The following is a 21,327-nucleotide window of genomic DNA, read 5'->3' as shown; positions in this document are numbered from 1 at the left end:
CGATATTCTGAAGTACGTATATATGGATCAATTGATATGGGTGAGATATGGATCTGCGGCATCTCCGGTACTTCGTGGCGGTGGCGGAGGAGCGTCACTTCGGCCGCGCCGCCGAGCGGCTGCACATGGCCCAGCCACCGCTCTCTCAGCAGATCCGGCAACTCGAGGCCGAGCTCGGCGTCGAGCTGCTGCACCGCACCACTCGCCGTGTCGACCTCACCGTGGCCGGCCGGGCCTACCTCGACAGGGCGCGGGCGATTCTTGCCGACGTCGATGCGGCCGCCCATCACGCACGGCTCGTCGCCGCCGGCTTCGTCGGTCATCTCACGATCGGCTGCGTGGGATCGGCGACGTACAGCCTCCTGCCCGCGCTCTCACGCCGGCTCACCGAAGAACTGCCCGGCGTCGACTTCTCCTTCCGCGGCGAAATGCTCGCGCCCGATCAGGCCGAGGCGCTGCGCACCGGGGCGATCGACGTCGCGCTGCTCCGCCCCGTGGCGGCCGATCCGTCGCTCACCGTGCACACCCTGCGCCGGGACCGGCTCGTCGTCGCCCTGCCGGCCGACCACGCCCTCGCCCGCCGTAAACGGCTGCGCGTCGGCGACCTGGCCGGCGCCGACCTGATCGTGCACTCCGCCGACCGCCGGTCCGTGATGTACGACGTCGTGCTCAGCCTGCTGCGCGGCGCCGGCATCGAGCCGCACATCCGCCACGAGGTCGGCGAGACCTCCACACTGATCACGCTGGTGGCCGGCGGCCTGGGCGTCGCCGTCGTGCCCGAACCCGTGACAGCGCTGGCGCTCGACGGGGTCACGTACCTTCCGCTGACCGGGGCCGACGCACGTGTGGAGTTGGCCGTCGCCCACCGGGCCGACCGCCGCGAACCCCACTTGGTGCGGACCGTGGGGATCATCGGGGCGGCATGGTGAGACGTCCGCCCCCGCCGAAGGGGACGCCCTCGGCTCACCCGTGCGGGGACGCCGCGGGTCGCACGACGTACTGGCGCAGGTACAGGTCGCGGTAGGTGACGGGGCCGCGGGGGCCGGGGACGCGGTCGATGTTGATGCCGGTTTCCGGCAGGCGCAGGAGCTTGAAGCCGTCGAGGAGGCGGGTGGTGGAGTTCCAGAAGACGCCTGAGCCGCCGTAGGCGTCCATGAACCGGGCTGCGGTGTCCGGGTCGTGGGTGGCGATGGCGGCGGCCAGCCCGGAGGTCTCCTCGTTGGCGATCCGTGCGGCGTGGACCGGGCCGTCCGCCTCGTCGATCGTCACCGTTGCCGCATGATCGGGGTCCAGGGACCACTCGTAACCGCGCGCGTGGGCGTGCGGCGGCAGCGATGCCGTGATGCCCAGGTCTTCGAGGGTCTTCACAATCCCCGGCAGCAGCTTGTCGTGGGCGGCCCGGTCGAGGAGGAGCAGATTGAGCCGGTTGCAGACGCCCAGCCGGTCCAGGCTGCTGGTGACCAGCTCGTGCACCAGCTTCTCGTCGGCGTCCGCGGCCACGTAGAGCACTCCGCCGCCGTCCGCGTGGGCCAGCGTGCGCACACCGTGCCGGGCGGCCTCCCGGCCGAGTTCGCGGGTGCTGTCGCCGCTGCCGCGCAGGATGACCAGGGGGACGGTCTCGGGCAGCGACACCAGCGCGTACGCCGCCGCCCGGTCCTCGCTCGGCACCAGCTGGATGGCGTCCGGGTTCAGTCCCGCATCGGTGAGGGCGGGCGTGATCACGTGGGTGACCAAGGCCTGGGAGGAGCGCAGGGCCGCCGAACCGGTGCGCAGCACGCCGCCGTTGCGGGACTTGAGGAACTGGGAGGCGACGTCGAGTGTCACGTTCGGGCGCGCCTCGAAGTTCGCGCCGATGACCCCCACCGGGCGGCGGCGCTCCAGCAGGACCAGGCCGTCGCCACGCTCCTCGAGGACGCTGTCCCGCGGCTCGTGCGGCACGTCCGCCAGTGTGCGCAGTGCCGCGGCCATGTCCTCGAGCCGCGGGCCGGTCAGCCGCAGGCGGTCCTGCAGTGCCGCCGACATCCCGCTCGAGGCGGCCGACCGCAGGTCGTCCTGGTTCGCCGCCGTCAGCACGTCGCGTGCCGTGTGCAGCCGCGCCGCCATGGCCCGCAGTGCGGTGTCGATCTCCCCGTCCGACGCCCGGGCCAGGGCCGCCGAGCCCCGCGTCGCCCGGACCGCGCAGGCGTGAACCGCCTCCTGGACGGAGCGGGGCACGCTTCTCTCGTTCCTGCTCACATCGGTCCCTTCACAGTCCCAGCGCAGTACGTGACAGACAGGCGACAGGAGGATTGTTCAACAATCCTGCGCGCGCCCACTGTAAACCGCTCGGTTTCCTCATGCAAGACGTACGACGCCGCGGTGGCGGGCACGGCGGGCCGTGGGCAAGGGGGTGGGCGGGCACCGTGTTCCCGCGGGCCGGCGCTCGCGCGAAGAGCAGTCGGCCTTCCCGGTCACCAGCCCGGCGTGCCGGGAGGGGCGGTGGATGATGTCCGGCGCCGCCCTGAGGGCGTCGGTGGGGGCATCGTCCCTGTGAGGTGCCGGTGGTCCGAAGAGTGTCAGTGGCCGGGCCGGCTCGGGCGCATCTGCCACTGGGTCATCGCGCCGAAGGCCAGAACGTTGGCTCGGCGGGTGGTGAAGCGCGAGGTCAAGGTCATCACCCAGTTGAACGTGCCGGAGACGACGCTGGGCGGCGGGTTGCGCCGGTCCAGCGTGCGCAGTGCGGTGGTGACCACCTGGCGCGGGGTCTGCAGCCGGACACCGCGGGCCATGTCGTCGGAGCCGGCCGCGTCGAAGAACTCGGTGCGGGTCGGGCCCGGGGAGAGAGCGAGCACGCGCAGCCCGGTCCCTCGCGATTCCTGCCACAGCGCCTCGGTGAAGCTCAGCACGAAGGCCTTGGTCGCCCCGTAGACGGCGGCGTTCGGCCACGGCTGGTACCCGAGGGAGCTGGCGACGTTGACCAGGACACCGGTCAGCTGGTCGATGAACGCCCTGGTGACGCCGACCAGGCTGGACACGTTCAGGCCGATCTCCTGCTGGACGCGGTCCGGGTCCTCCCGGCGGAACGGGCTGTGGGTGCCGAAGCCGGCGTTGTTGACGAGGCTGGTGACGGTGATCCCGCGCCGGGCCACCTCCTCGGCCAGCGCCTGGCCCGCGGCCGGCACGGTGAGGTCGAACGGCACCACCGTGACGGTGACCTTGTGCTTCGCGGACAGCTCGTCGGCCAGGGCCTGAAGCCGGTCCGCGCGGCGGGCGACCAGCACGAGGTCCGAGCCGCGCTCGGCGAACCGGCGGGCGAACTCCGCGCCCAGGCCCGCGCTCGCCCCGGTGATCAGTGTGGTCTGGGTACGGTAGTCGATCTTGGTCATGACGGCCGGGGAGGCGGTACCCCTGCGGGTGCCTCTTCCCCTTCTCCTTTCCATCCTTGCGACGGTCGGTCGCGACCGTCATCCGCCCCGGGACGAGCCCCAGGGCCCCTCTGGGCGGTGGTCGGTGCGGCTCACGTGATGCGTCGCAGGATGCGGTCCTTGCCGCGGGTGTAGGGCGGATAGGTCACGCGCAGCGTGTCCGCCTTGAGCGGCTTGTCGAGGACGGACTTGATGTGACTGAAGGTGTCCAGGGAGTACGAGCCGTGGTAGCGGCCCATGCCGCTCTCCCCGACCCCTCCGAAGGGCAGTCCCGGCACGCCGAGGTGGGCGGTCGGAACGCCGAAGGCCAGGCCGCCGGAGGAGGTCTCCGCGGTCAGGCGCCGCTTGGAGCGCTTGGACGCGGTGAAGGCGTAGAGAGCCAGCGGCTTGTCCCGTGCGGTGATGAAGGCGATCGCGGCGTCCAGGTCGGGGACGGCGACGATGGGCAGGATGGGACCGAAGATCTCCTCGCGCATCACCGCGGAGTCGGGGTCGACGTCGGCCAGCACGGTCGGCGCGATGTAGCGGGCGTCGCGGTCGTGGTCGCCGCCCACGACGGTCCGGCCGTCGGTCAGCAGGCCGGCCAGCCGGTCGAAGTGGCGCTCGTTGACGATGCGGCCGTAGTCGCCGCTGCGGGCCGGATCGGTGCCGTACATCTCGCGGACCGCCTCGACCAGGTGCCCCTCTATCTCCGCTCCCGCCTCGCCTATCGCCAGGACGTAGTCGGGTGCCACGCAGGTCTGGCCCGCGTTCATGAACTTGCCCCAGGCGATACGCCGGGCGGCCGTGGCGAGGTCGGCGCCCGGTTCGACGACGGCGGGGCTCTTGCCGCCCAGCTCCAGGGTGACCGGGGTGAGATGGCGGGCCGCGGCGGTCATGACGATACGTCCGACCGTGCCGTTGCCGGTGTAGAAGATGTGGTCGAAGCGCTGCTGAAGCAGGTCGGTCGTCTCCTCCACGCCGCCCTCGACGACGGCCACGGCCTGCGGGTCCAGGACCCGCGGCAGCCAGTGGGCGAGCACGGCCGAGGTCGCGGGGGCGACCTCGCTGGGCTTGAGGACGACGCTGTTGCCGGCGGCCAGCGCACCGATGACCGGTGCCAGCGCCAGATTGACCGGGTAGTTCCAGGGGCTGATGACCAGCACGACACCCAGCGGCTCACGCACGGTCCAGGCCCGGGACGGCATCAGCGACAGCGGCACGGAGACCCTGCCCGGACGCAGCCACCGGTCGAGATGACGCAGCGTGTGGTCGATCTCATTGACGAGGAAGCCGATCTCCATCATGTGCGACTCGGTCGCGCTCTTGCCGAGGTCGCTCTGCAGCGCCTGCGCGAACACGTCCTCATGCTCCGTGAGCAGACGCCTCAGCGCCCGCAGCTGCTGCTTGCGCCAGGCGACGGGCCTGGTGCGGCCGGTGGTGAACGTGGCACGCAGTCGCGCGACGGTCCGCGCCGCGGGGGTCGCCTCGGCAGCGATGTCCGGCTGACCGCCGGTGGGTGCGTTGGGGCTCATACCCAGAACCATATACGAAACGAAGTCATTTCGTTTCGTTTGCTTGTATGCTGGCCGTGTGACCTACCCCACCCGCACCGAACACTCCGTACGGCGGCCCGGCCATCGGGCGCGCTCCGCCGCCCGTGCGTCGCGCCGGATCTCTCCGGGAGCCGCCCGATGACCGGGGCGCAGCCACGCCGGGGGCGCCCCCGCGACGCCTCCCGCGACCGTGCGCTGCTGGACGCGACCCTGGCCGTCCTGACCGAGAGCGGCTACAGCGGGCTCACCACCGCCGCCGTCGCGGCCCGCGCCGGCGTGTCCACCGCCACTCTCTACCGGCGCTGGCCGTCCAAGGAGGTCCTGGTCGTCGACGCCGCCGCCGCGTACGCCCGGGACCTGACGGTGCAGCCGGACACCGGCACGCTCGAAGGCGACCTGCGCGCTCTCCTCCGGGACAAAGCAGCCGCTCTGACCGGCAACGAGGGAGGGGTGCTGCGCACTCTGATCGGCGAGGCCGCGCACAGCGCCTCCCTGGCCGAGGCCCTCACGAACGCCTTCATGCTGCCCGTGCGCCGGCGTATGGAGGAGATCACGCGACGCGCCGTGGAGCGGGGCGAGATCCCGCCGGTGGAACACCCCGACCTGCTCGGCGACCTGGTGGTCGGTCCCATGATGAGCAGGTTCTTCCTCACCCCCCTGCCGCCGAACCAGGTCGACGCCGCCACCGCGGCGAAGACCGCCGACCGCATGCTGCCCTTCCTTCTGCGCGCCGTCGGACACGCGGAGCACGGTGGCGGGCGGGAGAAGTAGCCGCCCGGACGGCAGCTCTTGGAGGAGGATCACGAGGGGGTCGGCGGGCGGATGCGTCGGACGGGCCGCGGGCCCGCCCGCCGGGTCGGCGGCCTGCGAAGGCAGCGGGTGCCGGCGGGCGCGATCCGTCAGCCGGGCGTGCCCGCGATCAGCTCCCGGGCGGCGTAGGGGCCCCCTGGTCGCCGGACGGCTCCACCACCACTCTCGACTGACGGTGAGGGTGGGACGTGGTGCCGCTGCCTGCGGGGCATGACGACGACGTGACCTCCGCAGGAGTCCGGTTCCTTGGGCCGATCGGTTCCAGGGGTGGCGAGCCGGCCGGCGTCGTGCCGGGGCGCCGACGTCCGCTCAGAGGCTCGGCGACGGCCCCAAAGGAGAAGGACCGTCGCCGAGCCGTGCTGGTGTGCACGCCCCTCGTCCCCACGGGGGCGGCACACGCGGGGCCGCTCCGCTCAAGGGCCCCGTCCTGGGTGATGCGGGAGCAGTTGCGCTACACCGCGGCGGCGTTCTTCTCGGGCTCCGTCCCGACCGGGATGCGGTGCAGTCCCTTGCGGTCGTACCACCCCAGCACGCCGAAACCGAACAGCACGGCCGCCACGAGGCCGGCGGCCATCATGACCCAGCCCCGGGTCAGACCCGCGTCGCCCTGGGCGTCGTAGTAGAGGATCGAGCGGACGCCGCCGGTGATCTGCCGCAGGGGTTCGAACTCCGCGAGGAAGCGGTAGAAGCCGGGCAGCGCCTGGATCGGCGTGGTGGCGCCTGCCGTCGGCACCGCCATCCCGATGAAGACCAGCGTGGCCGCCAGCATGCCGGGCGTGCCGAACACGGCGAGGAGGCTGAGCGCGCCGATCCCGGACGCTGCGACGGCGCACACCGAGAACAGCCACAGCAGGGGCAGGTGAGAGGCGTCCATGCCCATGAGGCCGACCGCTCCCGCCATGACCAGCGTGCCCATCAGCAGCGACAGTACGGCCATGACGGTGCTGCTGATGGCGAGGGTCTGCACCCGGGTCGCCCGGATCAGGGGACGGTGCAGGCGCAGGGGGCCCATGTCGTTGTGGGTGTAGCCGAGGGCGTGGTCGACCTGGCCGCTGATGACGTTGGCGGAGAGCATGCCGACGACCACCAGGGCGAGCGCGTAGTAGAACGCCGTCAGGCCCAGGCCGCTGTGCGGGTCGAGGGGATGGCCGTCCGTCACCGTGACGGCGGCCGGGTCGGCGAGCAGCACACGTGCCGCGGCGGGCAGCTTCGCCCGCTGGGCGGCGGTCTGTGCGGTCAGTTCCCTGCCGATGCGGAGGGAGGCGCTCTCGGCCGCCTGCGTCGTCGCGGCCCGCGCCAGGCCGGAGCCCAGGCTGCCGGCGGACTGGTTGGTCAGCACGGTCAGCGTCGGCCTGGCCGGGGTTTCGGCGGTCGTGGTGGCGGTCAGGGCGGCGACCGAGGACGTGAAGTCGGCGGGCACGACCAGCGCACCGTACAGCTTGCCCTTGCCGAGTTCCTCCTTGGCCTCCCGCTCGTCCATCACCTTCCAGTCGATCTTGTCCCCGCCCGCGGTGGACTTGCTGACCGAGTCGGTGATCCGGGCCCCCAGGTTGACCTGCTTGCCGCCGACGGCGGCTCCCCTGTCGGCGTTGACCAGGCCGACGGGCAGGTTCTTCATGTGGCCGGCCGGGTCGATGTTGGCGCCGACGTACAGCACGGCGAACAGCAGCGCGAGAACGCCGGTGATGACGCCGCCGACGAGCCACAGGGGTTTCGCGCGCAGCACGCGGAAGGGGTGAATTGCATTCATGACCTACTCCGGCATGGACGGCACAGCTACATCGGGAGAAGACCGGACGGCACCTTCGCCACACCGGGGCCTTGCTGACGGGGAACGCCTCAGCACGGCTCGCGGCGAGCGTTGAGGACGAGTGCTCCCGGCGCCCCGACCGCCGTCGGCGAAGCGGCGGCGGCATCCGTGCATGACGGCCCGACTCGAGAGGCCGCCCCTGCCCCCGGACGCGGGACGCCCGCCAGTGGCACCCGCCCCGCTCGCGGGCGAAGCGCTCGGGTGCCGTCGCGGCCGCGGGGAGCACCGCCGCCGTCCCGGGGAGGCTCCCTCGCGGTGGCGGGCTGTGGGGGTCGGGGTGGCCCGGCAGGGCGGGCCCGGCGGCCCCGTCCCGAAGAGCGGGTCGGACGGTTCGGCCGTCGGGCGGGTGAGGTGATCATTCATGCCGCGCCGGTCCGAACCGGGACCGGGGTGTTGTGCTGGTCCTGACGGTCGGCTCGCGGTCGTGTCCCACGGCCGTCCGCGCCGATCGCCGCCGGCCGGCGCCCTTCGGTGTCGTGGTGGATCGGCGTGCGTGAGTCGCTCAGGGGCAGGCCCGTTCCGCCGTGGCGGGCGGCGACGATCTCGGCCGCGATGGACAGGGCCGTCTCCTCGGGCGTGCGGGCGCCGAGGTCGAGGCCGATCGGTGAGTGCAGGCGGGCCAGTTCGTCCTGCGTGAGGCCGCTCTCGCGGAGCCTGCGGTCGCGGTCTTCGTGGGTGCGGCGTGAGCCCATCGCGCCGATGTAGGCGGCCGGCAGCCGCAGGGCCGTCCGAAGGAGGGGCAGGTCGAACTTGGCGTCGTGGGTGAGGACGCAGACCACGGTGCGCTCGTCGGTCCGGGTGCGGTGCAGGTAGCGGTGCGGCCAGTCGACCACGATGTCGTCGGCCTCGGGAAAGCGTGACCGGGTGGCGAAGACGGGCCGGGCGTCGCACACGGTGACGTGGTAGCCAAGGAACTTGCCCACGCGCACCAGCGCCGCGGCGAAGTCGATGGCGCCGAAGACGAGCATGCGCGGCGGCGGCACGCTCGACTCGACGAACACGCTCAGGCCGGGCTCGCAGCGGGATCCGTCCTGCGCGATGTCGAAGGTGCCCGTGCGGCCGGAGTCCAGCAGAAAGCGGGTTTCGTCGGCGACGGCGCGGTCCAGGCCGGGGGGTCCGCCGAGTCCGCCCTCGCAGGAGCCGTCGGGGCGGACCGCCAGCGCCCGGCCGAGGAGCTCCGCCGGGCCGCGGACCACGCGGGCGAGCGCCGCCGCCTCGCCCCGGGCGGCGGCCGACAGCGCCGTCTGGAAGGTCTTCCTGCCGGGCGCGTCGGCGGGCAGCGGCGTGACCAGGACGTCGAGGACGCCGCCGCAGGTCAGGCCGACGGCGAAGGCGTCCTCGTCGCTGTAGCCGAACCGCTCGCGCACCGCCTGGCCGTCGGCGAGGGCCTGGGTGCACAGGTCGTAGACCGCGCCTTCGACACAGCCGCCGGAGACCGAGCCGATGGCCGTGCCGTCGGCGTCGACGGCGAGCGCGGCGCCCGGCCCTCGCGGTGCGCTGCCGCTGACGGCCACGACGGTGGCCACGGCGAACTCCCGCCCTTGCTCGAGCCACCGGTACAGCTCGTCCGCGATGTCCAGCATGGGAGTTGCTTTCCTGTCGTGTCGTGGTGCGTGGATCGGGCCGTCGTCAGAGCAGCTTGTCCAGCGTGATCGGCAGGTCCCTGATCCGCTTGCCGGTCGCGTGATGCACGGCGTTCGCGATCGCGGCCGCCACGCCGGTCGTGCCGACCTCGCCCAGCCCGACGATGCCCAGGGGCATCGTCTGGTCCGGCTCGTCGAGCCAGTCGACGTCGATCGGGGGGATGTCGGCGTGGACGGGCACGTAGTAGGAGTCGAGCCCGGCGCTCATGGTGCGCCCGTTGCGGGGATCGATGAGGCTCTGTTCCGACAGGGCCATGCCGATGCCCATGACCACGGCCCCGCGCAGCTGGCTGGCCGCGGTCTTGGGGTTGATGACGCGGCCGACGTCGAACATGCCGAGCCAGCGCGAGATCCGCAGTTCGCCGGTGTCGGCGTTCACCCGCACCTCACAGAACTGGGCGCCGCGGGCGGCCTTGGACCAGCGCTGGTCCTTGAGGAAGGTGGACAGGAACCGGCCCTGGCTGCCCAGTGCACCCAGCCGGGTGGCCGACCCGACCGAGGCCTCGAGGAACGGGCGCCGGGCCGCGCGCAGGGCGGCCGCCGGTTCCTGGCCGGTCGTGCCCGTACGCCGGGCCAGGGCACTCACCTTGCGGCTCAGCTCGGCGCACGCGGCCAGGACGCTGGTGGCCACCGTCGCCGTCTGGTTGGAGTTGCCGGCCATCGGTCCGGTCGGCAGGGCCGAATCGCCGTACTCGACGTGGACCTTGTCGTAGGCGATGCCGAGCGCGTCCGCGGCGATCTGTGCCTGTACGGTCGCGGCGCCCATGCCCATCTCGTGGAAACCGCACTGCACGAGCGCGCTGCCGTCGTCGCTCAGCCGTACCGTGACGTCGGCGACCAGGCGCAGGGCCGGGTGGTAGGCGGTGGCCGTGCCCATGCCGACGAGCCACTCGCCGTCCCGCATGGAGCGGGGTTCGGGGTCGCGGTCCGCCCAGCCGAAGCGTTCGGCGCCCCTCTCGAAGGCTTCTCGCTGCATGCGCTGGGAGAACTTCTTGCCGCCCGTCGGGTCCGTTGCGGGCTCGTTGCGCAGCCGCAGGGCGATCGGGTCCATGGCCAGCTCGTGGGCGAGTTCGTCCAGCGCCGATTCCAGCACGAAGCTGCCGATCGCCTCGCCGGGGGCGCGCAGCCAGGTGTTGGGCATCAGATCCATGGCGACGAGGTTCTGCCGGGTCAGCATGGTCTGGGCGCCGTAGAGGTGCCGGGCCGGCGAGCTGGTCGCCTCGAGCAGGCCCCCGGCCGAGCCGGTGCGGGTGATGCTGTCCTGGATCAGTGAGGTGAGCCGTCCGTCGCGGGTCGCGCCGAGCGCGATCCGGTTGGTCGAGGCGGTACGCCCTCCGGTGGCGCGGTTGACGGCCGTGCGGCTCAGTGCCAGGCGCACGGGCCGCCGGACGGCCCTGGCCGCCATCGCCGCGATGACCGTGCCGGGCCAGACGGCGAACTTGCCCCCGAAGCCGCCCCCCACGAACTCGGCGCGGACGCGGACGTGGGACGCCGGCACACCGAACCGCCAGGCCAGGTAGCGGCCGGTCTGGTTGATGGACTGGGTGGTGTCGTGCACGGTGAGGCGGTCACCGTCCCAGACGGCGACCGTCGCATGCGGCTCGATCGCGTTGTGCTGCAGTCCGGGCGTGGTGTAGCGCAGGTCGAGCGACACCTCCGCGGCGGCCAGCGCCGCCTCGGCGTCACCCTTCTTGGTCCGGCCGGCGAAGGTGAGGTCGCCCTTGGCGGGGGTGGCGTTGTGCTGCTCGGCGGCGAAGTCCACCCGGGCGGGCAGCGGGTCGTAGGTCACTTCGACGAGCGGCGCGGCCTCGTTCGCCGCGGCCGAGGTCTCGGCGACCACGACGGCGATCGGCTGGCCGTCCCAGAAGACCTGATCGGTGTTGAGGTAGTCGAGACCGGTCCCCGACACGCTCGGCCCCAGGTCCCGCACGATGTTGGCCTTGCGTACGGGCCGGATCCTCGGCGCGTTGAGGTGGGTGAGGACCGCCACGACGCCGGGCACCGCGGCCGCCGCGGCCGTGTCGATGCCGGTGATCGTGCCACGGGCGACGGTGGCATGGACCAGCGTCGCGTACGTGAGGTCCGGGTAGGGGTGCTCGGCGGTGAACCGCACCGCCCCGGTCACCTTCGCGTGGCCGTCCCGGCGGTCGACCGGCCGTCCGACCGCTCCCCCGACGGGCACGGAGGCGTCCGCGCCGGGCTCGGAGCCCGCCTGGGTGTGTGTGGTCACGATGCGCTCCGCTCGGCGTTGAGTTTGCGCAGCACGGCCACGACCGTCCGCTGGGCCAGGTCGGTCTTGAAGGCGTTGCCGGACCGGGGCAGGGCGGGGGCGAGTTCGGCGGCGGCGGCGTGGGCGAAGCTCTCGTCGGTGGCTTCGGCGCCGAGCAGCAGCTCTTCCGCGGTCCGGGCCCGCCACGGCTTGGTCGCGACGCCGCCGAGCGCGAGGCGGACCTCGGCGATGCGGCCGTCCTGGACGGCCAGCGCGGCGGCGACCGAGACCAGGGCGAAGGCGTAGGAGGCCCGGTCGCGGACCTTGCGGTAGCGCGAGTGCGCCGCCGCCGGCACCGGCGGCAGCTCGACGGCCGTGATCAGCTCGTCGGCGGCCAGCACCGTCTCCAGGTGCGGGGTGTCGCCGGGCAGGCGGTGGAGGTCGGCGACCGGGATCCGCCGGATACCGTGCACGCTCTCGACCTCGACGACCGCGTCGAGCATCACCAGCGCCACCGCCATGTCCGAGGGATGCGTCGCGACGCAGTGCTCGCTCGTCCCCAGCACCGCACTGCCGCGGGAGAACCCGCCGATCGCGTCACAGCCGCTGCCGGGTGCGCGTTTGTTGCACGCGGAGGCCTCGTCGTAGAAGTACATGCAGCGGGTGCGCTGCAGCAGGTTGCCTCCCACCGTCGCCATGTTCCGCAGCTGGGCGGAGGCGCCCAGCAGGACCGCCTGCGCCAGCACCGGATAGCGGGTCCTGATCAGGGGGTCGGCCGCGAGCCGGCTGTTGCTCACCAGTGCGCCGACGCGGAGGGTGCCGTCGGGGAGTTCCTCGATCCCGGTCAGCGGCAGGCGGGTGATGTCCACGACCGTCGCCGGGTGTTCGATGCCCTCGCGCATGAGGTCGACGAGGTTCGTCCCGCCCGCGAGGAACTTCACGTCGTCGCCGTCCGCGATCGTGCGCAGCGCCGTGCCCACGTCCGGTGCGCTGAGGTAGGAGAACGGCTTCACTTCGCCACCTCCTTGATCGCCGCGACGATGCCGTTGTAGGCGCCGCAGCGGCACAGGTTGCCGCTCATCCGCTCCCGGATCTCCGTCTCGTCGAGCTCCCCGCCGGTGTCGGCGAGGTGCTCGGTCGCCGCGCTGGGCGCGCCTTCCTTGTGCTCGGCGAGCATGCCGATCGCCGAGCAGATCTGGCCCGGCGTGCAGTAGCCGCACTGGAATCCGTCCGTGCGCACGAACGCCTCCTGCAGCGGGTGGTCGACGCCTTCGATGGTCGTGATCTCACGGCCCTGGTACTGCACCGCCAGCGCCAGGCAGGCGTTGATCCGCCGGCCGTCGGCGAGCACCGTGCAGGCACCGCATGCGCCCTGGTCGCATCCTTTCTTGGTGCCGGTCAGGCCCAGGTACTCGCGCAGCGCGTCGAGCAGGCTCACCTGTGGCGCGACGTCCAGCCGTCGGGTGGATCCGTTGATCCGCAGCTCGATCTCCACCGTGGTCATTCCTCCGGTTCACCCGTGGGCTCGTGTCTCTTGAGGGGGGCGCCGTCAGGCACATGGGCCAGGACCACCAGGGACTCGCTCCGCGGACTTGTGAAACCGCCGGCCGGGGAACCGAAGCATGAGAGTAGGTCCATGATCTAAAACAGGAACGTAGCAGTTCCGCCACTTATCCGCATCACGCTTGTCGCGATTTTACATTCCCGCGCAACAGCATTGATGCAAATCCATACAAATCCGCAGGTCAGGCGTATGGTCTTCAGTGCATCACGAATCAACAACGGGAGTGGATAGGTCATGGGCCGACCCCTGCGGGCCGATGCCGCGCGCAGTGTGCGCGTGATCCTGGAGGCGGCCGAGCAGGTCCTTGCCGAAGACCCCGGTGCCTCCATGGAGCAGATCGCCGAGCAGGCAGGAGTGGCCAGAACGACCGTGCACCGGCGGTTCGCCAGCCGCCAGGCCCTCATCGAGGCACTCGCCGCCTCGGCGAAGCGGCAGCTCATGGAGTGCGTGGAAGACGCCCGCATGGACACCGCACCCCCGCTGGTGGCACTGCACCGTGTCACGGCGAACGTCCTGCGGATCAAGAGCGTCTGGCGGTTCACCCTCGGCCACCCCCTCGCCGACACCCCCCTCACCGCGGTGATCTGGTCCGAGATCAACGCAGGCGCCCTCGAGTTCTTCGCCCGGGCCCAGCACGAAGGGCTCCTCGCCCCGGACGCGGACCTGATGTGGGCGCGGCGGGTCTACTACGCCCTCGTCGACGAGGCCCAGCACGGAGGCGGCGCGGACCGCGACCCGGACCAGGTCCGCCAGAACGCGGACGCACTGGCCACGCTCGTCGTCGACACGTTTCTGCGCGGCGTGGGACCCCACGGCTGAACCACCAGGACCGGCCCGACCGCACGCGGCACGTCGCGATCCTGCCGCGAGGTGCAGCGCGCCATCACCGCAGCACCCGGCGCGGGCGGCCCGAGCGGCCGCCCGCGCCGGCAGTGCGCCGCTGGTCGGGCAGCGCCGCCCCGCACACCCCGCCGTACGTCCTCCCCCGGGCTGATTCCCCTGCGCGGGTTCCGGCCGGTCGCGCCGATCACGGCCCCGGCGGCCTCCTGCGCCGGCCTCGGCATGCGCAGCGGCGGGCTCTCAACGGCCGGACGGGGACTGGTCGGTGTGAATTCGGGGCCGCGCCGTAGTTCGGAACGGTCATGGTCTTGTCACCCGTGCGGGCGCTGTGCCAATCTCCGCCATGGTTACGTAAACATGGTCGGTTCTGACGGGTCCGGGTCTGCGCCCGGACCCAGGTTCATCAGGTTCATCAATGCCTCGGCTCAGGTGACGAACCCGCGCTCCGCCCTCCACGTTTTCCCGTCACTGGAGACGACATGACAAAGACCCCGACGAGGTCGAGAAGACTGGCCACGGTGCTGATGGCCGGCTTCGGCGCGGCACTCATGCTGCTGACCGCCCCCGGCCCCGCCCTCGCCCAGCAGGCTCCCCGGACGCAGGCCGCCTCGCAGGAGGCGTCGGTGAAGCCCGCGCCGAAGGGCGCCACCCGTGACTTCCGCGGAGTGAACTGGGCCGACCCGCGCGACAACTACGCCAGTGACGCCGTGGTGCCGAGCGGGCTGTCGGTGACCGACAGCTACCGCACCGTGTACCGCACCACGGAGAAGATGGTGCGCGGCTTCAAGAAGAACCTGGGCGCCAACACGCTGCGGCTGCCGATCAACCCGGCCACCGTGGGCACCATCTGGTGGAAGTCGTACCGGGCGACGATCGACGCGGCCACGGCCCATGGCGACAAGGTCATCGTCAGCTACTGGGAGGCCGACACCAGCAAGGACGGCCTGGTCGACGACACGGCCGCCTGGAAGACGATGTGGAACACCGTGGTGCGGGAGTACAAGCACAACCCGCGGGTCTACTTCGAGCCCATGAACGAGCCGCACGGCTACACCCTGGACCAGTGGGTGTCCGTCACCAGCGGCTGGCTGGCCCGGCACAAGGACGTCCCGCGCGGCCGTGTCGTGATCAGCGGTACCGGCTACAACGACAACGTCACCGGTGTCGGCGCGGCCCGCGAACTGCGCGGAACCCTGCTGTCGCTGCACTTCTACGGGTTCTGGAACAGCTACACCCAGCAGTCCGACTGGACCGCCGACCTCGAAGCCCGGATCGGCAAGTACGCCGGGCGGACCATCATCGACGAGGCCGGCGCCCCGATGACCATCGGCCTGAACTACGGCGCGTGGAACGGCAACATCTACACCTCGTACCTCGCCTCCGTGGCCGGCACCGCCCGCAGCAAGGGGATGGGACTGGTGTACTGGCCGGGCCTGCGTTTCGGCGACTCCTACTCGATCGAGTCGCTGGACTCCCAGGGCAACCTCGTGGACAACAGCGCCACCGGAGTCGCGCTGCTGCGCTGGGGTTACGGCTTCGGCAAGACCCCGCCGGTCAACGACCTGCCGCCCGCGCCTCCCGGTGAGGTCCTGCGCGGAGTGGGCTCGGGCCGCTGCGTCGACGTGCCCGGGTTCAGCACGGCCAACGGCACCCAGCTCGACCTCTGGGACTGCAACGCCGGCGGCAACCAGTCCTGGAACTGGAACGCGGACAAGCAGCTCACCGTCTACGGCAACAAGTGCATGACGGTCGGCGGCACCGGAGCCACCGCGGGAGACCCCGTGGTCATCACCGACTGCACCGGCACGGCGGCCCAGCAGTGGAACGTGAACGCGGACCTCTCCGTGACCAGCGTCGCGAACCCGGCGCTCTGCCTCGACGCGTCCGGTGCGGGCACCGGCAACGGCACGTCGGTCGACGTCTGGTACTGCAACGGCGGCAGCAACCAGCAGTGGACGAGGAGCTGACACCGGCACGGAACACGTCAGCGCCGCCGCGCTTCGCCCCACGGCGAGGCCGGCGGCGCTGCGGTGCTCACGCGGACCGCCGGCCGGGTACGTCAGGCGACCGGGACGGCGTCGAACACCTTGTGGTGCACGCGGACCTGGGCCGATCCCGCGAGGCGTGCGAGCAACGCCCGGTAGCGGTCCAGGACGTACGCCTGGCGGACCTGGTCGTGTGCCGTGGCGAACGACTGGTGCGGGAAGTCGCCGCGGTGGGACGCCGGCGCGGCCGGGGCCGGTTCCGGCCGCAGCCCGGGCGGGTCCGCGATCGTGCGCTCCTGCCCTTTCCCTTCGCGACGGACAGGCGCGCCGAAGCCCGCGCCGGCCACGACACGGCCCGCGGTCCCGGGAGGACTCCCTCAGGTGCGCCGGGTGGTGATGCCGCTCGGCCGGTTCATCCGTCACCACCCCGACTCCGCCCACGCCTGCGCCGGCGAGATCACACGCGCGGCCCACGATCGGCGGGGACGCCGCCAGCAGCAGCTGGACCGGTCCCGGGCGGGCCGCCCCCTCCAGCCGGCCGCCGGCGGCCTGGCCCCCGGCCTCGGCCCGCCGGTGGGCATCCGGCTCTCCCCCTCGGCAACAGTGCCCGGACCGGACCGAGCCAACCGGCAGGAGATCGCGTGTCCTGCCGCCTCGCACCGCCGGCGGCGAGCCCCCGGTCAGCTTCCGCAGATCGGTCCGGGCGGGAGCGCAGCGGGCACGCTCTGGCGTTCCGTCTCGGTCAGGTCGCGTTGGTCGACGACCGAGCAGAGCTTCGCGCGCCACAGGGAGGGGTCGAGCCGGAGCAGCGCGGGGACGTCGCTTCGGTCGTCGTCAAAGTGGTGGCGGGAGACCAGCAGTGTCCGGCCGTCGGATGTGCTGTCCAGGAAGCGGGTGGCGGTGCCGAAGTCGTAGGACTCCTCAAAGGACCGGTCGCCGACCCGGTAGATGCGGGCCTTGCCGGAGTCGGCCACGAGGAAGCGGCCGTCGCCGTGCAGGAAGCCGACCACGTAGCCTGCGCCGCCCGGTGAGGCGCCGATCGCGGGTAGCGGGCCGAGCAGGTTCTTGGGCGGGCGGGTCCGCCAGACCTCCGGGGTGGAGCCGCGGCGCAGCACCGCGAGGTATCGGCCGCTGCTGTCGAAGAAGGCCGCGTCGGCGTCGGGGCCGAGGTCCAGGCGCAGGTCCTTTTTCTCCTGGCCGGTCCGCAGATCGACGACCCGTGCTTGGTCACCGGCACCGAGGACGAGGACGTGACCGCTCAGCGGATACCTCGCCAGACGGATGCCGAGAAAGTCCCCGTCCCGTCTCCGCATGCCCAGGGCGCTCAGATCGACCGTGGACCGCCTGTCTCCCGTCACCGGGTCCCAGACCTCCGCCCACCGGCCGGAGAAGGTCACCAGTCGTCCGTCCCGGTCGAAGAAGAACTGCCGGTCCTGCGCCTGCGGCCCCTCTGCCCGCATCGGCGAGAGCTCCCGGACCTTGCGCAGGGACGGCAGCGCGAAGACGCCGATCTTGTCGGCCGCGATCCGGTCCGCGACCAGGCTTTCCCGTGCGTTGATCACGAAGGGGTCGAGGGAGTCGGTGGGTCCGGTCGCATAGGAGCGACGTACTTCAGCCAGAACCCTCATCGGGTCGGCCGTGCTGCGTGTCCGCAGCCACTGGCCTCCGTCCTCCACGGCGATCATGGTCTGTCCCCCGTGCAGCAGCAGGGCTTCCTGCCGGACCGAGATCACGGCAGTGGCGGGCAGGGGGAGGAACCGCACCTCGTAGCCGACAGCGAGCATGGCCGTCGCCCTGTGGTCGCGTTCCACGACGGCCACGGGGAGGGCGCCCAGCTCGTCGTGGCCGATGCCGGGAACCGAGGTGGTGCGCCGGTCCAGGTCCAGCTGCACGAGCCCGTCGGACCAGTTGTTCACGACGACGCGCTGTCCGGTCCAATCCGTCCCGTACGCCTCGCAGTCCGTGACGTTCTGCGTCTGCGGGACGTAGCTCGCCCGGCCGTGCGCCGAGTCCGTGGGGTTCTCGGTCACCGGCACCCGGCTGTACGTCGGGTGCCGCCGTGAAGAGGGGGTGAGGTCCGTTTCGGGCGCGGTACAGGACACCACCGCGCGTCCGTCGCCGGAGACCTGCGCGTCGCTCACGTGCTCGGCGACCACTGTCGTCCTGCCGGTCCGCAGGTCGACGGCCAGCACCTCACCGTGGGGCTTGTGCAGGTCGTCGTGGGAGCTCAGCACCCGAATGGTGCCCCGCACCAGCAGGGTGTCGGAGGTCGGGCCGAACCATACGGCGTCGACGCTCTCCAGCCATGAGGGGGCCTTGACGAACCTGCCGCCGGTCGCGGTGCCCAGATCCCACACCATGATCTGCTTCTTGCTGACAGCGGCGGCCCGCCGCCCGTCCGCGGCCAGCGCGGCGACGTGGCTCATGGAGCCGAAGCCCTTGTCGTCCGTCTGGTCCAGGGCGCCGGGGGCGGTGTGCGCGGGCCCCAGCAGATGCCCGCCCGAGCGCTGGACGTCGTGCCAGACCACTGAGCCGCCGGTGGCGGTGTAGCCGACCCGGCTGCCGTCCGCGGTGACCATGGGGTAGAGGGCGTTGGTCGTCAGGGGCAGCTGTTCGCGGTGGGTGCGCCCGCTGTCGTCCTGGATGAACGCCGTCGCCCGGCCCAGGGTGGTGACGGCCACCACCACACGTCCGTCCCGGCTCGCCGCCACATCGTTGATCTCGCCGGGGACCCCGGACAGGACCCGGTCGGCGGTGCCGTACGTGGCATATCTCTGCAGCAGTTCGTCGCGTGCCTGCGTGGTCGGTGAGGTGGCGTACGCGGCGATCGCCAGGAGGATCGACATGCCGGGGTCCTGCACCTGCAGGTCCGCGGAGACGGCGGCCAGCGAGCGGGACTCCGCCTCGGCCTTGCGCTGTGCGCTCACCCCGGTCTGGTACACGAAGAGCGAGACGAGGACCACCATGACCGTCATGAGCGCGAACCCTGCGGTGGCAACCGCCCGTCGTCGCCGGACCGTGCCGCGCAGCCGGGCCCACCCCTGCTGCAGGTAGTGGCGCTCCCCCGCCCCCACATCCGGGCCACGGCTGTCCAGCCAGCGCCGCGACGCCTCCAGGGCCGCCGCGTCCGGCAGCCGGCCCCGGGGACGGCCGGCGGCTTCCCACCGGGCCATGTCGTGCCGCAGGTTCTCCCGCCACACCAGGAAGTCCCGGTCCTCCTCGACCCACCCGCGGAGCCTGGGCCAGCAGCCGATCAGCGCCTCGTGCGCCAGTTCCACGGTGTCGCGGCCCGATACGTCCCGGTCGAGCACCAGCAGCCGGTGCTCGGCGAGGGTGCGGGCGATCTCCCACTGGTGCGGCCCCAGTTCCCCGCGTGCCACGACCTGGCGGGTGGCTGCCGTGCCCCCCATCGGAACCCTGACCAGTTGGACGAACAGCCGGCGGGCGACCGCCTCGGTCCCCTCCCGGACGCACTCCTGCCAGGAGTGTTCCGCCTGGTTCGCCAGCGCGCCCTTGACCCCGCCCAGGTTCTCGTACGCTGCGAAGGTGAGCCGGCCCTGTGACTGCCGCTCCCACAGCCGCGCGAGCGTGAAGCCGAGGAGCGGCAGGATGCCGGGAGCCTCTGCGGCGTCGCTGAGCAGCCTGTCGACGAGTCCGGGTTCGTACGAGACCGCCGCAATGGCGTCGATCGGGACGGTGACGACTTCTCTGAGCCGGGATCCGAGCAGGGGAGCCAGAACATGGATCTCCTCGCCGAGTACCGCGCCGAGCCCGGGGTGGTTCAGGGCGGCGTCCAGGAAGTCGGCCCGCAGGGTGGCGAGCACCCTGAGCCTGTTCGGCCGGCCTTCGGCGAAGAGCAGGCGCACCGCCGAGCCGAGGTCAGGGGCGTCGTCGGCGAGTGCCTCCTCGAGCTGGTCCACGATCACCAGCAGGCTGTGGGCGCCCGAGCGGCGCAGGACGTCGTCCACCGCCCCTGTCAGGCCGTGCTCGGCCAGTTCCCTCTCCAGGGCGCGGATCTCCCGCAGCCGCTCTGTGCCTGCCAGTTCCGGCCGCATCAGTGCGGTCAGCTCGGCGGCCAGGGCATACACCAGCGAACCGGTCCGGGCCGGCCGCAGTACCACGACCGCGTATCCGGACGCCCGCAGCCGGGGCACCACCCCGGCCAGGACCAGTGACGATTTGCCGCAGCCCGACGGACCCACCACCGTGACCACAGGCTTGGCCCCGACGACGGCGGCGAGTTCCGCGCTCTCCGCCGAACGGCCGTGAAAGACCCCGGCATCCCTCTCCTGGAAGGCGGCGAGCCCGCGGAACGGGGATTGGGGACGCGCGAACTCTCCCAGAACCGCAAACGCGGCCACGATCCGCTCGGTGGGGATCAGGAAGGCCGCCCGAGGCGCTCGCGGCTCGGCGACCGCCACGATGCCGATCACCGCGGACAACTCGTCGTCCCAGACCGGTCCGCCGCTGAAGCCCCTTGATATCGGGTAGCCCTCGGGCGCCGCCTGCTCGAACTGCACCAGTCCCGACGCCTGTCTGGCCCGTAACCGCCCGGCGTGCCAGACGCCTTGGTCACGGCCCGCCGGGAATCCGAAGGCCCGTACCGGATGGGACCACACGTCTCGCGCCTCGGCCATCCGCACCGGTGCGCCACCAGCGGGCGGGGAGGGCAACCGCAGCACGGCGATGTCGCCCCCGCCCCGGGGGTGAGCGGGCTCCCAGTACTCCACGTAGGCGGCGGCCGGGGCGCTCTCGGGGTCCCGGCCGAGCGGGAGATCCACCTCGATGGCGGTATCCGCCGACGGGGCCGGATCACCGTCATGCCGCCCCAGGGCGGCACTGACCACATGGGCGCAGGTCAGCGCCAGATGGGGGGCCACGAGGAAGCCGGTCCCCACGGGGCGCCCGTCGCCGCCCCTGATCCTGAGGATCGAAGCCTCGAGGACTTCCGGTCCTGTGGTCTGTCCCACTGCGCGTCCCCCGTTTCCCCGTGCGCTCAGCCTGTCGCGGCACTGCCTTCCTGAGCGGAGGTGCGCCAGGTCATGGAGACCGCGAAGGTGGCGGCGGCGGCTGTGCTGGCGATCAGCACATCGGCCTCGGTGGACAGCGAGATGCCGAACTGCACGGTGACCTCGTCCGGAGCGGACGCCATGCCCTTCAGGCTCGTCACGAAGTTCTCGGCGACAGGTCGTACGGTGGCCAGCATCTCGCCGAAGGAACGCGAGGCCCGCACGGATGGCGAACGCCCCGGCCGTGCCACCGGGAGCAGACCCTCGTCCAGCTCCCGGACCTGCACCCGGACGACCTCGGAATCGCCTGCGGCGCTGTCGATCGGCACATCCACCACATACACGGCCCGGCCCCCCTTGCTCGCGCCCGGGCAGACTACCGGCCCCCTCCGCCCGGCTGAAGTGCCCACGCCAAGTCTGGCGGATTCACGACCGGTACCGAGGTCATCGTCCGCTTCCCGCAGGCAGCCCGGCGCAGGCCTGTGTCACCTACGAGCGTGACGCCGGCTCCGGCTGCC

General features: G+C 72.1%; 15 protein-coding genes. 4 read left to right on the top strand and 11 right to left on the bottom strand.

The window, feature by feature from the left end; all coding sequences use genetic code 11:
* Positions 1–47 precede the first annotated feature (47 nt).
* The gene (locus OG852_RS48140; RefSeq protein ID WP_133916204.1) at positions 48–929 is read left to right on the top strand and encodes a LysR family transcriptional regulator; all 882 of its coding nucleotides are present in this window, start codon (positions 48–50) and stop codon (positions 927–929) included.
* Positions 930–963: 34 nt separating this feature from the next.
* Here OG852_RS48140 and OG852_RS48135 read toward each other — a convergent pair whose 3' ends face one another.
* The 3 genes from OG852_RS48135 to OG852_RS48125 form a co-directional block, all read right to left on the bottom strand.
* Positions 964–2,214: an aldehyde dehydrogenase family protein gene (locus tag OG852_RS48135; protein WP_330346829.1), complete on the bottom strand. Its 1,251-nt coding sequence runs from the start codon at positions 2,212–2,214 to the stop codon at positions 964–966.
* A gap of 341 nt (positions 2,215–2,555) precedes the next feature.
* Positions 2,556–3,365 (bottom strand): SDR family NAD(P)-dependent oxidoreductase, encoded by an 810-nt coding sequence (locus OG852_RS48130; protein WP_330346830.1) that lies wholly within the window; start codon positions 3,363–3,365, stop codon positions 2,556–2,558.
* 131 nt (positions 3,366–3,496) lie between these two features.
* On the bottom strand, positions 3,497–4,918 hold the full coding sequence (locus OG852_RS48125) for an aldehyde dehydrogenase family protein (protein ID WP_330346831.1): 1,422 nt from the start codon (positions 4,916–4,918) through the stop codon (positions 3,497–3,499).
* A gap of 159 nt (positions 4,919–5,077) precedes the next feature.
* Between OG852_RS48125 and OG852_RS48120 the strand changes: the two genes are divergently transcribed.
* The gene (locus OG852_RS48120) at positions 5,078–5,710 is read left to right on the top strand and encodes a TetR/AcrR family transcriptional regulator (RefSeq protein WP_330346832.1); all 633 of its coding nucleotides are present in this window, start codon (positions 5,078–5,080) and stop codon (positions 5,708–5,710) included.
* A gap of 490 nt (positions 5,711–6,200) precedes the next feature.
* Here the strand turns inward: OG852_RS48120 and OG852_RS48115 are convergent, their stop codons facing one another.
* From OG852_RS48115 to OG852_RS48095, 5 genes are all read right to left on the bottom strand, one after another.
* Positions 6,201–7,499 carry a DUF3533 domain-containing protein gene (locus tag OG852_RS48115; protein WP_330346833.1) on the bottom strand — a complete coding sequence of 433 codons (1,299 nt, stop codon included), beginning with the start codon at positions 7,497–7,499 and terminating at the stop codon, positions 6,201–6,203.
* Between the two features lie 419 nt (positions 7,500–7,918).
* On the bottom strand, positions 7,919–9,142 hold the full coding sequence (locus OG852_RS48110; RefSeq protein ID WP_330346834.1) for an XdhC family protein: 1,224 nt from the start codon (positions 9,140–9,142) through the stop codon (positions 7,919–7,921).
* Positions 9,143–9,188: 46 nt separating this feature from the next.
* Complete coding sequence (locus OG852_RS48105) at positions 9,189–11,432, bottom strand: xanthine dehydrogenase family protein molybdopterin-binding subunit (RefSeq protein WP_330346835.1); 2,244 nt, start codon at positions 11,430–11,432, stop codon at positions 9,189–9,191.
* On the bottom strand, positions 11,429–12,424 hold the full coding sequence (locus OG852_RS48100; protein ID WP_133916197.1) for an FAD binding domain-containing protein: 996 nt from the start codon (positions 12,422–12,424) through the stop codon (positions 11,429–11,431). Before OG852_RS48100 ends, OG852_RS48105 begins: the two co-directional genes overlap by 4 nt.
* A complete protein-coding gene (locus tag OG852_RS48095; protein ID WP_133916196.1) occupies positions 12,421–12,915 on the bottom strand; it encodes a (2Fe-2S)-binding protein in 495 nt (164 codons plus the stop codon). Before OG852_RS48095 ends, OG852_RS48100 begins: the two co-directional genes overlap by 4 nt.
* A 294-nt stretch (positions 12,916–13,209) precedes the next feature.
* On the opposite strand from OG852_RS48095, the gene OG852_RS48090 reads away from it, so the two are divergent.
* The gene (locus tag OG852_RS48090; RefSeq protein ID WP_133916195.1) at positions 13,210–13,794 is read left to right on the top strand and encodes a TetR/AcrR family transcriptional regulator; all 585 of its coding nucleotides are present in this window, start codon (positions 13,210–13,212) and stop codon (positions 13,792–13,794) included.
* Positions 13,795–14,294: 500 nt separating this feature from the next.
* Positions 14,295–15,782 carry a ricin-type beta-trefoil lectin domain protein gene (locus OG852_RS48085; protein WP_330346836.1) on the top strand — a complete coding sequence of 496 codons (1,488 nt, stop codon included), beginning with the start codon at positions 14,295–14,297 and terminating at the stop codon, positions 15,780–15,782.
* A gap of 92 nt (positions 15,783–15,874) precedes the next feature.
* Here OG852_RS48085 and OG852_RS48080 read toward each other — a convergent pair whose 3' ends face one another.
* The 3 genes from OG852_RS48080 to OG852_RS48070 all read right to left on the bottom strand — a co-directional run bounded on the left by OG852_RS48080 (position 15,875) and on the right by OG852_RS48070 (position 21,153).
* The gene (locus tag OG852_RS48080) at positions 15,875–16,147 is read right to left on the bottom strand and encodes a hypothetical protein (RefSeq protein ID WP_330346837.1); all 273 of its coding nucleotides are present in this window, start codon (positions 16,145–16,147) and stop codon (positions 15,875–15,877) included.
* A 333-nt stretch (positions 16,148–16,480) separates the two neighbouring features.
* The gene (locus OG852_RS48075; protein ID WP_330346838.1) at positions 16,481–20,770 is read right to left on the bottom strand and encodes a serine protease; all 4,290 of its coding nucleotides are present in this window, start codon (positions 20,768–20,770) and stop codon (positions 16,481–16,483) included.
* Positions 20,771–20,796: 26 nt separating this feature from the next.
* Positions 20,797–21,153, bottom strand: coding sequence for a CU044_2847 family protein (locus OG852_RS48070; protein ID WP_166663681.1), 357 nt, complete (start codon positions 21,151–21,153; stop codon positions 20,797–20,799).
* Positions 21,154–21,327 lie beyond the last annotated feature (174 nt).

The sequence above is a fragment of the Streptomyces sp. NBC_00582 genome, assembly GCF_036345155.1.
Classification (GTDB): domain Bacteria; phylum Actinomycetota; class Actinomycetes; order Streptomycetales; family Streptomycetaceae; genus Streptomyces.
The sequence above is the reverse complement of the archived record's forward strand: the minus strand, read 5'-3'. Positions and strand labels throughout refer to the sequence as shown.

What these genes read in the sequence shown, in the direction of transcription:
- OG852_RS48130 (WP_330346830.1), bottom strand. Translation starts at nt 3,365, where the DNA reads ATGACCAAGATCGACTACCGTACCCAGACCACACTGATCACCGGGGCG.
- OG852_RS48095 (WP_133916196.1), bottom strand. Translation starts at nt 12,915, where the DNA reads ATGACCACGGTGGAGATCGAGCTGCGGATCAACGGATCCACCCGACGG.
- OG852_RS48125 (WP_330346831.1), bottom strand. Translation starts at nt 4,918, where the DNA reads ATGAGCCCCAACGCACCCACCGGCGGTCAGCCGGACATCGCTGCCGAG.
- OG852_RS48115 (WP_330346833.1), bottom strand. Translation starts at nt 7,499, where the DNA reads ATGAATGCAATTCACCCCTTCCGCGTGCTGCGCGCGAAACCCCTGTGG.
- OG852_RS48110 (WP_330346834.1), bottom strand. Translation starts at nt 9,142, where the DNA reads ATGCTGGACATCGCGGACGAGCTGTACCGGTGGCTCGAGCAAGGGCGG.
- OG852_RS48085 (WP_330346836.1), top strand. Translation starts at nt 14,295, where the DNA reads ATGACAAAGACCCCGACGAGGTCGAGAAGACTGGCCACGGTGCTGATG.
- OG852_RS48090 (WP_133916195.1), top strand. Translation starts at nt 13,210, where the DNA reads ATGGGCCGACCCCTGCGGGCCGATGCCGCGCGCAGTGTGCGCGTGATC.
- OG852_RS48120 (WP_330346832.1), top strand. Translation starts at nt 5,078, where the DNA reads ATGACCGGGGCGCAGCCACGCCGGGGGCGCCCCCGCGACGCCTCCCGC.
- OG852_RS48140 (WP_133916204.1), top strand. Translation starts at nt 48, where the DNA reads ATGGATCTGCGGCATCTCCGGTACTTCGTGGCGGTGGCGGAGGAGCGT.